The organism is Arthrobacter sp. StoSoilB22 (assembly GCF_019977315.1).
Classification (GTDB): Bacteria; Actinomycetota; Actinomycetes; order Actinomycetales; family Micrococcaceae; genus Arthrobacter.
The window spans coordinates 3,678,100-3,692,360 of sequence record NZ_AP024652.1 but is presented as its reverse complement, the minus strand read 5'-3'; the positions used below and the strand labels follow the sequence as shown (position 1 = coordinate 3,692,360).

Here is a 14,261-nt window from a genome sequence, read left to right as displayed (position 1 = left end):
GTTGTGCGGGCTGTTTAGGCGTCGCCGCCTGCTCCGCCGGTAGTACCGGCGTTCACGTCCAGCAACTTGTAGCGGTCAATGGCGTACGACGGCGCGCCCTCCTCTACCTCGCCCCTCGCCGCCAGCAACTGCAGGGTTTTGGCGACGATGGAGTGGGTGTCGTTTTTGAAGTAGCGGCGTGCGGCTTGGCGGGTGTCGGAGAAGCCGAAGCCGTCTGCTCCGAGGGAGGCGAAGTCGTTGGGGATGAATTGGCGGATTTGGTCGGGGACGGCTTTCATGTAGTCGGACACGGCGATGACGGGTCCGGTGGTGTCTTTGAGTTGTTCGGTGATGAACGGGGTGCGGGCGGGTTGGCCGGGGTTGAGGAAGGCGTGTTCTTCGGCGGCGAGTCCGTCGCGGCGGAGTTCGTTCCAGGAGGTCACGGACCAGACTTCGGCGGCGACTCCCCAGTCTTCGTTCAGGATCCGGGCTGCTTCGATGGCCCAGGGCACGGACACGCCGGAGGCGAGGATGTTCGCGGTGGGCCGGTTTGAGTCGCCTTGCGGGGCTTCTGCGAGGCGGTAGATGCCTTTGAGGAGTCCGTTGATGTCGAGGTTTTCGGGTTCCGCGGGTTGGGTGATGGGTTCGTTGTAGACGGTGAGGTAGTACATCACGTTCCGGTCTTCACCGGTGCCGTCAGTACTGTCGGGTCCGTACATTTCTTCGAGGCCGTGGCGGATGATGTGGCCGATTTCGTAGCCGTAGGCGGGGTCGTAGGTTTTCACGGCGGGGTTGGTGGAGGCCAGGATGGGGGAGTGTCCGTCGGCGTGTTGGAGTCCTTCGCCGGTGAGGGTGGTTCGTCCTGCGGTGGCGCCGATGATGAAGCCGCGGGTCATTTGGTCTGCTGCGGCCCAGAAGGAATCTCCGGTGCGTTGGAAGCCGAACATGGAGTAGAACACGTAGATCGGGACCAGGGGTTCGCCGTGGGTGGCGTAGGAGGTCCCGGCGGCGGTGAACGCTGCGACGGCGCCGGCTTCGTTGATGCCGGGGTGGATCAGTTGTCCGGCGGGTGATTCTTTGTAGGCCAGGACGAGGTCGCGGTCCACGGAGAGGTAGTTCTGGCCTTTGGGGTTGTAGATTTTCGCGGTCGGGAAGAACGCGTCCATCCCGAAGGTGCGGGATTCGTCCGGGACGACGGGAACGAACCGGGCGCCGAAGTTCTTATCCCGCATGAGGTCCTTCAACAGCCGGACGAAGGCCATGGTGGTGGCGGCTTGTTGTTTCCCGGATCCGCGTTTGGCCACTTCGTAGGATTTCGCTTCGGGGAGGGTGACTTCGGTGTGGGTGCGGCGGCGTTCGGGGACGAACCCGCCGAGCTCTGCCCGGCGTTCCATGAGGTATTTGATTTCGGGGGCGTCCATGCCGGGGTGGTAGTACGGGGGCCGGTAGAGGTCAGCGTCGAGTTGGTCATCGCTGATGGGGATCCGGAGGTGGTCACGGAAGGCTTTGAGGTCTTCCATGGTCAGTTTCTTCATTTGGTGGGTCGCGTTGCGGCCCTCGAAGTGGGGGCCCAGGCCGTAGCCCTTGACCGTTTTGGCCAGGATCACGGTGGGTTTGCCCTTGAACTCGGTGGCTGCCTTGTACGCGGCGTAGACCTTGCGGTAGTCGTGACCGCCGCGTTTGAGGCCCCAGATCTGCTCGTCGTCCAAATCCGCCACCATGTCTTTGGTCTGCGGGGATTTGCCGAAGAAGTGTTCCCGGACGAACCCGCCGGACTCGGCCTTGTAGGTTTGGTAGTCACCATCGGGGGTTTCGTTCATGATTTTCACCAACGCCCCGTCCTTGTCCGCTTCCAGGAGGGAATCCCACTCACGGCCCCAGACGACCTTGATCACGTTCCAGCCCGCACCGCGGAAGAACGCTTCGAGTTCCTGCATGATCTTGCCGTTACCGCGGACCGGTCCGTCCAGGCGCTGGAGGTTGCAGTTGATCACGAAGTTCAGGTTGTCCAGGTTCTCGTTCGCGGCGAGCTGGAGCAGGCCACGGGACTCGGGCTCGTCCATTTCCCCGTCGCCGAGGAACGCCCAGACCTGCTGATCGGAGGTGTCTTTGATGCCACGGTTCTGCAAATACCGGTTGGACTGGGCCTGGTAGATCGCGTTCATCGGGCCGATACCCATGGACACGGTGGGGAATTCCCAGAAATCAGGCATCAGGCGCGGGTGCGGGTAGGAGGACAGGGCGTGGCCTTCTTTGGACTTTTCCTGACGGAACCCGTCCAAGTCCTCTTCCGTGAGGCGGCCTTCCATGAACGCCCGGGCGTACATGCCCGGCGAGGCGTGACCCTGGAAAAACACCTGGTCCCCGCCCGAGGGGTGGTCCTTGCCGCGGAAGAAGTGGTTGAAACCCACCTCATACAGGGTCGCAGCACCGGCATAAGTGGAAATGTGCCCGCCCACACCAATATCGGAGCGCTGCGCACGATGGACCATCACCGCAGCGTTCCAGCGCATATACGCACGGTACCGGCGCTCGAACTCCTCGTTCCCCGGGAACTGTGCTTCCTGGTCCACCGGGATCGTGTTCACATAATCAGTGGTCGTCACCATCGGCACACCCACCGACCTCGCACCAGCACGCTGCAACAACGAACGCATAATGTACTGGGCACGCTCGGTACCCTGCTCCGCGATCAACGCATCAAGGGACTCAATCCACTCCGCGGTCTCTTCCGGATCACGATCAGGCAGCTGGGCAGTCAACCCGCTGAGGATGTGTGAGGTCTCTTCTCCTGCAGCCACGTCCAACCTCTCTTCATTGAATGTCTGGGCGCTTGCTCTGTGGGGGCGCTCAAGGAATTTCGTATTGTGAGAATAAAATTCTGCAATTCGAGATTACGTCTGCTGATGGGCAGCGTCAACACGGATTGCGTAACCAAAACAGTCAACTGGGAAAGCAGTGCTCAAGCAACCGAATGTGACCCTGCATACACCGGGAACTCTTGACGTTACGTGACCTGAGTCATAAAGTGCTTTCACTATTCAATAACTAGATTCCGCATTATGGAATCAGTACGAAGTGGAGATCCACGATGCAGACGACTTCATCAGTCGGCGTCACTGAGACTCCGGGAGACAAAAACGCAGGTGGCCCCAACCACCCAGTGGTGGGAAACACTGACCTCTGCGCCATTGCTTCCGAAGCCGCAGGCCGTACCATCAGCCCCAGCCTTTACAACATTGACCTTGCGCCCACTAGGGCCAAGGGCCGCAAGTGGACCAGCTACAGCATCTTTACCCTCTGGGCCAACGACGTCCACAGCCTGGGTAACTATGCCTTCGCCATCGGCCTCTTCTCCCTCGGTCTGGGCGGCTGGCAGATCCTGGTAGCACTGGGTATCGGTGCCATTCTCCTCTTCGGGCTCCTGAACTTTTCCGGGTTCATGGGCGAGAAGACCGGCGTCCCTTTCCCGGTCATGAGCCGCATCAGCTTCGGTATCCGTGGAGCGCAGATCGCCAGCCTGGTTCGCGGCGCCGTTGCCGTGGCATGGTTTGGCATCCAGACCTACCTGGCCTCGGTGGTCCTTCGCGTGATGCTGGTGGCCATGGCTCCCGGTCTGAAGGACCTGGACAGCAACTCCATTCTTGGCCTCTCCACTCTGGGCTGGTTCTCCTTCGTGGCGCTCTGGATTGTCCAGCTGATCATTGTCAGCTTCGGTATGGAAATGATCCGTAAATACGAGGCCTTCGCAGGACCCATCATCCTGGTCACCATGGCCGCGATTGCCGTGTGGGTCTTCATCGAAGCCGGCGGTGCTATCCAGTGGAGCGGCATCAAGGGCCTTGAGGGGACCGAGATGTGGTTGACCATCTTTGCCGGCGGCGCACTGTGGGTCTCCATCTACGGAACGTTCGTCCTGAATTTCTGCGACTTCACGCGTTCTTCCGCCTCCAAGAAGTCAATCGTCAAGGGCAACTTCTGGGGCATTCCCATCAACATGCTGCTCTTCGGCGCAATCGTTGTGGTCATGGCCGGCGGTCAGTACAAGATCAATGGCACTGTGATCGAGAGCCCTTCGGACATTGTGGAGAGCATCCCCAATACGCTTCTGCTGGTCCTTGCCTGCCTGGCACTGCTGATCCTGACCATCGCCGTGAACCTGATGGCCAACTTCGTCGCTCCCGTCTACGCCCTGACCAACCTCTTCCCGCGGCACTTGAACTTCCGCAAAGCGGCGTGGGTCAGCGGCACCATCGGCCTGATCATCCTGCCGTGGAACCTTTACAACAACCCGATTGTGATCGTGTACTTCCTGGGTGGCCTCGGGGCCTTGCTAGGCCCGCTGTTCGGTGTGGTCATGGCCGATTACTGGCTGGTCCGCCGCGGCAAGGTCAACGTCCCGGAGCTCTACACCGAGGACCCCAAGGGTGCCTACTTCTACAAGCGCGGCGTGAACCCGAAGGCCATCATTGCCATGATCCCGGCCGCCGGCCTTGCCATCGCCATCGCCTTCATCCCGGGGCTGGCAGCAGCTGCCCCGTTCGCCTGGTTCATCGGGGCCGGCGTCGCTGCCCTGACGTACTTCGCTGTCGCGGATAAGAAGCAGGTCCACGAGGACGTATCCGGCGAGCCGATCGCCGTCGCGAGCACCCACTGACTCACCGAAAACATCAAGGCTCGCCCGTCCTCTCCGTTCCATCGGAAGAGGACGGGCGTTGCCGTCGAGAGGAAAACCATGCGCATCCTTGTAGCAAACGTGAACACCACCCAGTCCATGACGGAGTCCATAGCAGCCCAGGCCCGTGCAGCAGCTGCCCCCGGCACGGAAATTATCGGTATCACTCCGCGTTTTGGCGCCGACTCCTGTGAGGGCAATTTCGAAAGCTACCTCGCCGCAATTGCCGTCATGGATGCTGTGGTGAATTATCCCGAACCCTTCGACGCTGTCATCCAGGCCGGCTATGGCGAGCACGGCCGCGAAGGCCTCCAAGAACTTCTGGACGTCCCGGTGGTGGATATTACCGAGGCGGCAGCCAGCACCGCGATGTTCCTTGGACACAAATACTCAGTGGTCACCACGCTGGATCGCGCCGTTCCGCTGATCGAGGACCGCCTCAAACTCGCCGGCCTGGACGCACGTTGTGCTTCTGTTAGGGCCAGTGGCATGGCCGTGCTGGAACTTGAGGAATACCCGGAGCGTGCTGTTGAAGCAATCGTGAGCCAGGCAGTGCAAGCTGTTCAGAACGACAAAGCCGAGGTTATTGTCCTCGGTTGCGGCGGCATGGCCGGGCTGGACGAGCAGATCCGTCAACGAACAGGCGTCCCCGTGGTGGACGGAGTGGCGTCAGCGGTCACCATCGCCGAGTCCCTGGTCCGCCTTGGTCTGTCCACGTCCAAGGTGCGAACCTACGCCACGCCGCGCCCGAAGACTGTCATAGGCTGGCCGATAACTGCAGCCAAAGCCACAGCAGCCCAACCCGCTCAAGCTGCACACTGACTGCACCATCCTGAAAGGCAACCACATGACTGACTCCAGCCAGCCCACAAACCCGAGGGTCGCCGTCGTGACCGGGGCCGGTTCGGGTATTGGGCGGGCCGTCGCCAGGCTCATGCTCGCCGAAGGTTACCGTGTTGCGTTGGCCGGGCGCCGTGAGGCGCAACTGTTGGAAACCGCCGGCGGTCATGCGGAGGCGCTAGCGGTTCCGTGCGACGTAACAGTGCCCGACGACGTCGCACGCCTTTTCGCGGAGGTCCGCCAGCGCTGGGGTCGGGTTGATGTGCTGTTCAACAATGCGGGCATCTTCGGCCCGGCCGGCGACGTCGGCGAGATCAGCGTGGAGGACTGGGAAGCAACGTTGCGGGTGAACGTCACTGGTTCCATGCTGTGTGCGGCCGAGGCTGTGCGGACCATGAAGGCCCAAGAGCCGCAGGGTGGCCGCATCATCAACAATGGATCCATCTCCGCGCACTCGCCCAGGCCCAGGTCCGTGGCTTATACGGTCACCAAGCACGCGATGACCGGCCTGACCAAGAGCATCGAGCTCGATGGCCGGGAATTTGGCATCACGTGCGGGCAGATCGACATCGGAAATACGCGCACCGAGATCATGGACACCATCGGCGTCGGGTCCGGCGCGCTGCAGGCTGATGGCAGCCGCAAGGTGGAGCCCATGTTCCCTGTGGAGGACGCTTCCCGCGCCGTGCTGATGATGGCCAACATGCCGGCGTCGGCCAGTGTTGGATCCTTGGTGGTGACCGCCGCCGGCATGCCGTTCGTAGGCCGCGGCTAGCGAGTTTTTGTACACATAACGCCCTCAAAATAGCCCTTTACGGGCATCTGCTGTACAAAAACTCAGGTCTGACGCGAATGATCTGTGGATAACTCTTCGTCGCCTCGTTCGTTATGACTGAATGGGGCATGCGTCCGTTGTCTTCTCTTCCTCCCGCACTCTCTGACCGCGCCTTTACATTGGCTGAGGCTGATGAATTCGGCATTGCCCCGAAGCGACTGCGGGCATCGGACCTACTAGTGCCCAGCAGGGGACTCCGGCTGCCGCGGCGAGTGCAGACGTTGCTGGAGGTTGCCCGGCCACATCTTGACCTCCGTCAGGGTGATTTCCTGAGCCACATCAGTGCCGCGGAGGTGCTCGGCCTACCGCTGCCTGCTTGGGCGCAGTTCAAGCCCGACGACGGCGGCCCGGTGACCGCCGTCGTCGAACCTATCCCCTGGGGGCCAAAAAGCGGGCCCCATTTTCGGGAGCCGGGGCGATTCATCCATCTATCTCGGCCCAGGAACGGATCGCTGCCTCGGCGTAGGGGAGTTGCCGGCCATCGCCTGACGTTGAGGGACGGTGACCTCACAGACGAGGACGGGGTAGTTCTCACGTCTGTTGCGCGGACGTGGGTGGATCTGGCCTCGATGTTGCCCATGGAAGATCTGGTGGTGGTGGGCGATGCCATTGTCAGCGAACACGAACGCTCGTTCGGGCCGCCGCGGGTTCCCATGGTGTCTATGCCGAAGCTGCAACACTTCGTTGAAAAGGCTAACGGTATCCATGGCGTGGGCAAGGCACGCATCGCATTGGAACGTCTGCGTGTTGGCGTTGATTCTCCTCCGGAAACAAAGCTGCGCTTGATGCTGGAAGATGCCGGACTCCCTGCCTTCGTTCCTAACTGCAGGGTTGACGACGCCCTTGGTAGGCCGGTGTGGACGGATCTCGGATGCCCGGAGTATCGGACCTGCCTCGAATACGAGGGTCTGCATCACCTTTCTCCAGAGCAGCAAGCGCTGGATGCGTACCGGGATCAGCGCGTCTCTGAGGCCGGCTGGCGCCAGGTCAAGATCAACAAGGTGGACATGAAGCACGGGAGGAAATGGGTGGTGGCCCGCGTGGTTCAAGCCCTCCGGAAGCAGGGGTGGAGGTCCTGAGTTTTTGTACAGATCCGGCCCTTATGAGCTACTCATCAGGGCAGTAGCTGTACAAAAAACCAAATATGACTTCCGCATTATGGAAACAGAATTTCCCCTTGCGGAATGGTGTGACCAGGCTTACATTTGAAAAACCCCCTCAAAATGTGGGGCTGTTCCCAACTGATTGGTTCAGATCAATGAAGATCCCAGACTCCGCGGCGCTGAAGGCGAGTTCGGCCCCGCAGAAGAAAAAGCGGCTGTACAAGTCGCTCTTTTTTCAAATCCTGATCGCCGTCGTCGCAGGTGTACTCATCGGTCATTTCTGGCCGACCATTGGGTCCGCCCTCCGGCCACTGGGTGATGGATTCATTCAACTCATCAAGATGATCATCGCCCCGCTGATTTTCCTCGTGATCGTCACAGGCATCTCGGCAGTGGGCGACGTCAAGGCGGTCGGAAGGGTCGGGGTCAAAGCGCTCCTGTACTTCACCGGCGCCACTCTTTTCGCCCTCGTCTTCGGGCTCATCGTCGGAAACATCGTTCAGCCCGGTGCTGGCCTTAATATCGACCCCGCTACGCTCTCCCAGGACGCGCTCAACGCCAAGACCGGCAATGCGCCTCCCAAGGACGCCGCAGCGTTCATCCTGGATGTCATTCCCGTCAGCGTGATCGGTGCTTTTGCCAACAACAGCCTGCTTCAGGTGCTGTTCTTCTCCGTCTTCTTCGGCGCAGCCATCGTGGTCATCGGCCGCGAACGTTGCATGCCGGTCATCAGCCTCATGGAGACCGTCCTGGAACTGATCTTCAAGATCATGTCCTGGATCATGAAAGTGGCTCCCATCGGTGCCTTCGGTGCCATGGCATTCATCATCGGCCAGTACGGTCTGGGCACACTCAGTACCTATGCCCTCCTGATAGCCGCCTGCTACGGCGCAGCGATTGTCTTCATCGCATTGCTGTTCCTGGTGGCCTGGAGCTTCGCCAGGGTTCCGCTGTGGTCATTCCTCAAGTACACCCGCGAAGAATTCCTGCTGGCACTCGGAACAGCCTCCACGGAAGCTGTCATGCCGCGCATCATGACCAAGCTGACCAACGCCGGCTGCTCCCGTGCAACCACCGGTTTGGTAGTTCCCACGGGTTACTCCTTCAACCTGGACGGTGCCGCGATCTACCTGTCGATTTCGCTGCTGTTCCTGGCCCAGGCCTTCGGGCACAACCTCGATCTAGGCCAGCAGTTGGCGGCCCTGGGCGTCCTGCTCCTGACTTCCAAGGGCATGGCAGGCGTGCCGGGTTCGTCCTTCCTGGCACTCTCCGCCACGGCAGCAGCGCTGGGCATCTTCCCGGTGGCCGGCGTCGCACTCCTCCTTGGAGCCGACCGCCTCATGGACTCCATGCGTGTGGTGGTGAACCTGCTGGGCAACTGCGTGGCAACGTTCGTCGTCGCCAAGTGGGAGGGCCAGTTCGACCGCAGCGTCATGGTCCGCGCCTTCAACGGTGAGATCACCAATCATGACTCGGCCGTCATGCTCGGCAAGGAAGAAGTCTTCGAAGAGCAGGAACTCCAGCGCATCAGCGAGGGCCAGGAACCTTCGCCGAAGTTCCGCGGCGGTCCCTCGGCGGACGACATCCCGCAATTCGAAATGAGCAAGCGCGGGCAACCATCCACCCCGGTCTGCCCGGACTGACCGGATAGTTTTTGTACAGCTAATGCCCTTAAGACGCCGTCTTAGGGGCATTAGCTGTACAAAAACTCTTAGAGGGGGAGCATCTCCGAAAGATCGGCACGCAAGCCGGATGCACTCAGCCTGTGCTCCGAAACCGCGTCAGCCCACGCAATCCGTCCCGTCACCAGCGACAGCCAGGTGGCGGCGTCGCACTCGATCACGTTCGGGGGAGTGCCGCGCGTGTGGCGGGGCCCCTCCACGCATTGGGTGACGCCGAACGGCGGCACCCTGACTTCCACGGAGTTGCCGGGTGCGCGGGCGGTGACTTCCTCCAGGGAGTAGCGCACCGCCGTCGCAATTAAAGAGCGCGACGGCGGTGGCCCGGCAAGGCTGCCCGGCTCACCATCTGAAGGCTCGACGGCGGCCTGCCAGGCTGCCAGCGCGGCGCGGCCTTCCTCAATGTTGACGCGGCGACGTGCGACGGCCATGGGCGTTCTCCTCAGAAGTACTAGTCCAGCAGGGCGGAGACGGCGTGGCCCAGCCTGATCTTGCCAACCTCGTGGCCGCCGCCGAGTACGGGCTCAACCACCCGTTCCAGAACATTGGATACTGCCGGGATGTCCACGGCGCCGCTTACTGCAAGAAGAGTCAGCCCCACCAGGGACGTGGCCCGCAGGTTCCCGTCCAGCATTTTCACAGCTACGGTGGCACCGGTGGGGGTCGCGAGGACAAGGACGCCCTCAGCCCCGATTTTGGCCAGGACCTCGAGTTCTTCCATGACGATGGTGTTGGACTCGCCTTTGCCTTGGACGGCCCAGGGGTAATCCAGCATGGAGGTGGCAATGGTGGCGGCACGCGCATTGGACGATTTATCACCGGGGGACTTGGCCAGGCGGGAGTAAGCCCGGGCGAGGCCGGTCAGCGAAATGGCGGCAACGGGTGCGCCGCAGCCGTCGATGCCAAGGTGGGAGATGGTTTCGCCGCTGTATTCCTCAATCACGGAGCGAACACGCTGTTGAAGGGGGTGATTGGGTTCAAGGTAGCTCCGCAGGTCCCAGCCGTTTTCGGTGCACGCCCACAGGAAGGCCGCGTGCTTGCCGGAGCAGTTGAAAGCCAGCCTGGATTGGCCGCGTTCGGAGCGGACCAGCCAGTTTCTAGCAGTCTCATCCTGGGGCCAGGCGGTGGGGCATTGGAGGTTATCTTCCTTTACGCCCGCTGCTTTGAGCATGCCCTCAACAATGTCCATATGGTCCAGGGACCCGGTGTGGCTGCCGCAGGCTACAGCAACCTGTGCGCCACGGAGGGGCACGCCGGACTGCATGGAGGCCAGGGCCTGGAACGGTTTGAGGGTGGAGCGGGCCATGATGGGAGCCTCGATGTCGCCAAGACGGGTGACCACCGAGCCGTCGCCGGCAAGGACCACGGCCGCGCCGATGTGCCGGGACTCAATAAAGCCACTTCGTTCGATCACTGCCAGTTCCACCGCGGACTCAACGTTGAACGTTTCATGCGAACTTATGGGCATACAGCCAAGTCTAGAGGCGTGCAGGGTCCGGTGAATGACACAGCTTAGGCTGCTCGCCCTTCACAAAGTACCCTTGAGGACTGTGAAGGTACTCGTCATTGGCCCAGGCGGCCGCGAACACGCCATTGTCCGCTCTCTGCTTGAAGATCCGAACGTTTCCGAGGTCCACGCGGCCCCTGGCAACGCGGGCATCAGCAAACTTGTTCCCACCCATGCGATTGACGGGAACAACCCGGAAGCCGTGTCTGCCCTCGCCACCAAGCTGGGCGTGGACCTGGTGGTGGTTGGCCCTGAGGCCCCCCTCGCCGCCGGCGTTTCCGACGCCGTCCGCGAAGCCGGTATCCCGGTGTTCGGTCCCAGCAAGGAAGCTGCCCAGCTGGAGGCCTCCAAGGCTTTCGCCAAGCAGATCATGGCTGAAGCGAACGTTCCCACGGCCATGGCCCGCGTGGCCACCAACGCTGAGGAAGCCGCCGATGCCCTGGATACTTTCGGTGCACCGCATGTTGTTAAGGACGACGGCTTGGCCGCCGGTAAGGGCGTGGTGGTCACCAAGGACCGCGCGGAAGCCCTGGCCCACGCACAGGCCTGCTTCGACGCCGGTGGAACCGTGGTGATCGAGGAATTCCTTGACGGCCCCGAGGTCTCCCTGTTCGTCCTCTGCGACGGCCGCACTACCGTCCCGTTGTCCCCGGCACAGGACTTCAAGCGCATCTTCGACAATGACGAAGGCCCCAACACCGGCGGCATGGGCGCGTACACCCCGCTCGAGTGGGCTCCCGAGGGCCTGGTCCAGGAAGTCATCGACCGCGTGGCCCAGCCCACCGTGGATGAGATGGCCCGCCGCGGCACCCCCTTTGTTGGCGTGCTCTACTGCGGCCTCGCCCTGACGTCCCGCGGCACACGCGTCATCGAGTTCAACGTCCGCTTCGGCGACCCCGAGACCCAGGCCGTCCTGGCACGCCTCAAGACCCCGCTCGGTGCGCTGCTGCTGGCAGCTGCCAAGGGCGAACTGGACACCGCAGAAGAGCTGCGCTGGTCCAAGGACACGGCAGTCGCCGTCGTCGTCGCCGCCGAAAACTACCCGGACGCACCCCGCACCGGTGATCGCATCCGCGGCCTGAAGAAGGTTGACGAGCTGGACGGTGTCCACGTGGTCCACGCCGGCACCAAGCTGGACGACGAAGGCAAGGTGGTCTCCGCTGGTGGCCGCGTCCTCGCCGTGGTCGCGCTCGGTTCCGATCTGGTGGAAGCACGCGAAAAGGCGTACGACGGCGTTGAGCTGGTTCAGCTTGAAGGCTCACAGTTCCGTACGGACATTGGAGGCAAAGCCGCTCGCGGCGAAATCCGCGTGCCATACACCGCAACCGGAACCATCCCGAAAGTGCAGGCCTGAGCATGACTGAAGGACTTCCCACCGGCGGCTTTGCTGCCGAAGCCCTGGAGCTACCGGGCTGGACGCACGTCTACTCCGGCAAGGTCCGCGATCTCTACGTCCCCGCGGATGAAGCCATCACGGAAAAGATCGGCCAGGAATGCGTCTTGGTTGTGGCCAGTGACCGCATCAGTGCTTACGACCACGTGTTGAGCAGCGAGATCCCGGACAAGGGCCGCGTCCTGACGCAGCTGAGCCTGTGGTGGTTCGATCAGTTGGACGTTGAGCACCACGTGCTGGCGTCCACGGTGGAAGGTGGCGTTCCTGCCGCCGTCGAGGGCCGGGCCATGATCTGCAAGAAGCTGGACATGTTCCCGGTGGAATGCATCGCACGCGGTTACCTCACCGGTTCCGGCCTGGCTGAGTACAAGGAATCCCGCACGGTGTGCGATATCCCGCTGCCGGAGGGCCTGGTTGATGGCTCGCGCTTGGAGAAGGCACTCTTCACGCCCTCTGCCAAGGCCGAAGTGGGCGAGCACGACGTCAACATCACCTATGACGACGTTGTGGCCATGGTGGGCGACGACATCGCTGCCCGCCTCAGTGAGCTCACGCTGAAGATCTACACCCGCGCCGAGGAGATCGCCCGCGAACGTGGCATTATCCTGGCTGACACCAAGGTGGAGTTCGGCATTGACGCTGCCACTGGCGTGATTACCCTGGGTGACGAGGTCCTCACCCCGGACTCTTCACGGTTCTGGGATGCGTCCACGTACGCGCCGGGACAGTCGCAGCCTTCGTATGACAAGCAGTACGTCCGTGACTGGCTGACCTCAGCAGAGTCCGGCTGGGACAAGTCCTCTGACACCCCGCCTCCGGCTCTTCCCGCCGAGGTAGTTGAGCGCACCCGCGCCCGCTACGTCGAAGCGTATGAGAAGCTCACGGGCCGCACCTTCGCCTAACCGCACCCAACTGAGTCGCAGTTAAGCGCGTTTTGACCGCTCAAAACGCGCTTAACTGCGACTTACTTGGCTTAGTCAGGCCTGCGAGTGTTCCTTCGCGGCACGGCGCTCGGCCAAGCGGATCTCCAAGACCGCGTCCATGGCCTGCTGGACCCGGTCCGACGCTCCCGCCGCGCTGAAGTCATGCTGGGCCTCTTCCAGGAATTGGAGCGCCTCAGCGGCTTCCCCTGCTGCTTTCAAGGACTTACCCAACAGCAGCGACACTTCGCCGGCGGTGTGCCGGGCCAGCACCTTGCGGTCCGCGTAGATTTCGCGGAGCTTCTCCACGGCTGCAGGGATGTCCCCGGTCAAGTACAGCCAGCGGGCGCGGATGAACGCGACCTCCAACTGGTCTGTCTTGTTTCCGCCCACAATGGACAGCGCGAGTTCCGCTCGTTCAATGGCGGACAACGTTTCCGGTTCCACAATCCCGGAGGACAGTCGAACGGCTGCTGAAGCCTTGTTGAAGCGCGCCCACAGCTCAATGTCGTTGGCGGGGGAGAGGAGCTTGGCTGCTCGCTCGTGGTGCTTGATGCCCTCAACGTAGTCGTGGCGCATGAAGGCGACGTTGCCCACCACCCAGGCCACTTCGCCTGCCAGCTGCGACATGGAGTGCTCGTCCATGTGCTCAATCATCGCCAGACAGTATTCCCAGGCCTCGTCCAGTTTGCCGCTCTCGGCAAGAGCACCGATCAGCGCGCGGTGCGCACCAATAATGAGCGTGGAACCCTTGGGCAGCTGCTCGCTGAGCTTGACGGCTTGCTTGGCATGCTCGACGGCGGTGGCCAACTGGCCTTGTCCGTGACACACCGCGGCAAGCATCTGCCAGGCGCGAACTCCAAGGCCGGCGGACTCCGTGGCCATGGGGTGTTCCAGGAGGTGCTCAACAATCTGTTGGCATTCCTTGAGCTGCCCTTGCTTCATCACACACTCGGCCTGCATGTACGTCATGTTCCACCAGGCGCTGTTGTTCTTGGCCTCAAGAGCGATCTGCGCTGCGGTTGCTGCGTGGCTGGCGGCGAGTTGATAGTCGCGGAGGTCCCAGGCCTGCCGGGCATACAAGCCGGCGAGGACGTACTCGGCATCACTGACGGAGACTGGTTGGCTCCACGCTTCAAGTGCTTTGGGCGCCAGTTCCAGCCGACGGGCGAGTTCCTCGATGACCTCGGCCGTAGGCTCGCGGCGACCGGTCTCCAGCAGCGAAATATAGCTCGGTGAATACAGGTTCTTGCCTAGCTCTGCCTGCGTCAACCCACGTTCGAGCCGTTCGGCACGTAGCTTCTCGCCGAATCCGTTTCCCACGGGTCCC

At 62.0% G+C, this 14,261-nt stretch carries 11 protein-coding genes; 7 read left to right on the top strand and 4 right to left on the bottom strand.

Going from position 1 to position 14,261, the window contains the following annotated elements:
- Nucleotides 1-14 precede the first annotated feature (14 nt).
- On the bottom strand, nt 15-2,780 hold the full coding sequence (gene aceE / locus LDN70_RS17075) for a pyruvate dehydrogenase (acetyl-transferring), homodimeric type (protein ID WP_223940876.1): 2,766 nt from the start codon (nt 2,778-2,780) through the stop codon (nt 15-17).
- Between the two features lie 290 nt (nt 2,781-3,070).
- Here aceE and LDN70_RS17070 point away from each other — a divergent pair, with 290 nt between their 5' ends.
- The 5 genes from LDN70_RS17070 (at nt 3,071) to LDN70_RS17050 (ending at nt 9,075) form a co-directional block, all read left to right on the top strand.
- Nucleotides 3,071-4,636, top strand: a complete 1,566-nt coding sequence (locus tag LDN70_RS17070; RefSeq protein WP_142938014.1) for an NCS1 family nucleobase:cation symporter-1 — start codon at nt 3,071-3,073, stop codon at nt 4,634-4,636.
- Between the two features lie 78 nt (nt 4,637-4,714).
- Nucleotides 4,715-5,476: an aspartate/glutamate racemase family protein gene (locus tag LDN70_RS17065; protein WP_223940875.1), complete on the top strand. Its 762-nt coding sequence runs from the start codon at nt 4,715-4,717 to the stop codon at nt 5,474-5,476.
- Between the two features lie 25 nt (nt 5,477-5,501).
- Nucleotides 5,502-6,269: an SDR family oxidoreductase gene (locus tag LDN70_RS17060; protein WP_142938016.1), complete on the top strand. Its 768-nt coding sequence runs from the start codon at nt 5,502-5,504 to the stop codon at nt 6,267-6,269.
- A 128-nt stretch (nt 6,270-6,397) separates the two neighbouring features.
- Nucleotides 6,398-7,408, top strand: coding sequence for an endonuclease domain-containing protein (locus LDN70_RS17055; protein WP_223940874.1), 1,011 nt, complete (start codon nt 6,398-6,400; stop codon nt 7,406-7,408).
- 179 nt (nt 7,409-7,587) lie between these two features.
- Nucleotides 7,588-9,075 carry a cation:dicarboxylate symporter family transporter gene (locus tag LDN70_RS17050; RefSeq protein ID WP_142938017.1) on the top strand — a complete coding sequence of 496 codons (1,488 nt, stop codon included), beginning with the start codon at nt 7,588-7,590 and terminating at the stop codon, nt 9,073-9,075.
- A gap of 68 nt (nt 9,076-9,143) precedes the next feature.
- Here the strand turns inward: LDN70_RS17050 and LDN70_RS17045 are convergent, their stop codons facing one another.
- Nucleotides 9,144-9,542 (bottom strand): sterol carrier family protein, encoded by a 399-nt coding sequence (locus LDN70_RS17045; protein WP_223940873.1) that lies wholly within the window; start codon nt 9,540-9,542, stop codon nt 9,144-9,146.
- A 20-nt stretch (nt 9,543-9,562) separates the two neighbouring features.
- Nucleotides 9,563-10,579: an asparaginase gene (locus tag LDN70_RS17040; protein ID WP_166842419.1), complete on the bottom strand. Its 1,017-nt coding sequence runs from the start codon at nt 10,577-10,579 to the stop codon at nt 9,563-9,565.
- A gap of 34 nt (nt 10,580-10,613) precedes the next feature.
- Between LDN70_RS17040 and purD the strand changes: the two genes are divergently transcribed.
- Nucleotides 10,614-11,972 (top strand): phosphoribosylamine--glycine ligase, encoded by a 1,359-nt coding sequence (gene purD, locus LDN70_RS17035; protein ID WP_187697100.1) that lies wholly within the window; start codon nt 10,614-10,616, stop codon nt 11,970-11,972.
- A 2-nt stretch (nt 11,973-11,974) separates the two neighbouring features.
- Nucleotides 11,975-12,913 (top strand): phosphoribosylaminoimidazolesuccinocarboxamide synthase, encoded by a 939-nt coding sequence (locus tag LDN70_RS17030; RefSeq protein WP_223940872.1) that lies wholly within the window; start codon nt 11,975-11,977, stop codon nt 12,911-12,913.
- A 75-nt stretch (nt 12,914-12,988) separates the two neighbouring features.
- On the opposite strand, the gene LDN70_RS17025 is transcribed toward LDN70_RS17030, so the two are convergent.
- Complete coding sequence (locus LDN70_RS17025; RefSeq protein ID WP_024818003.1) at nt 12,989-14,254, bottom strand: helix-turn-helix domain-containing protein; 1,266 nt, start codon at nt 14,252-14,254, stop codon at nt 12,989-12,991.
- Nucleotides 14,255-14,261 lie beyond the last annotated feature (7 nt).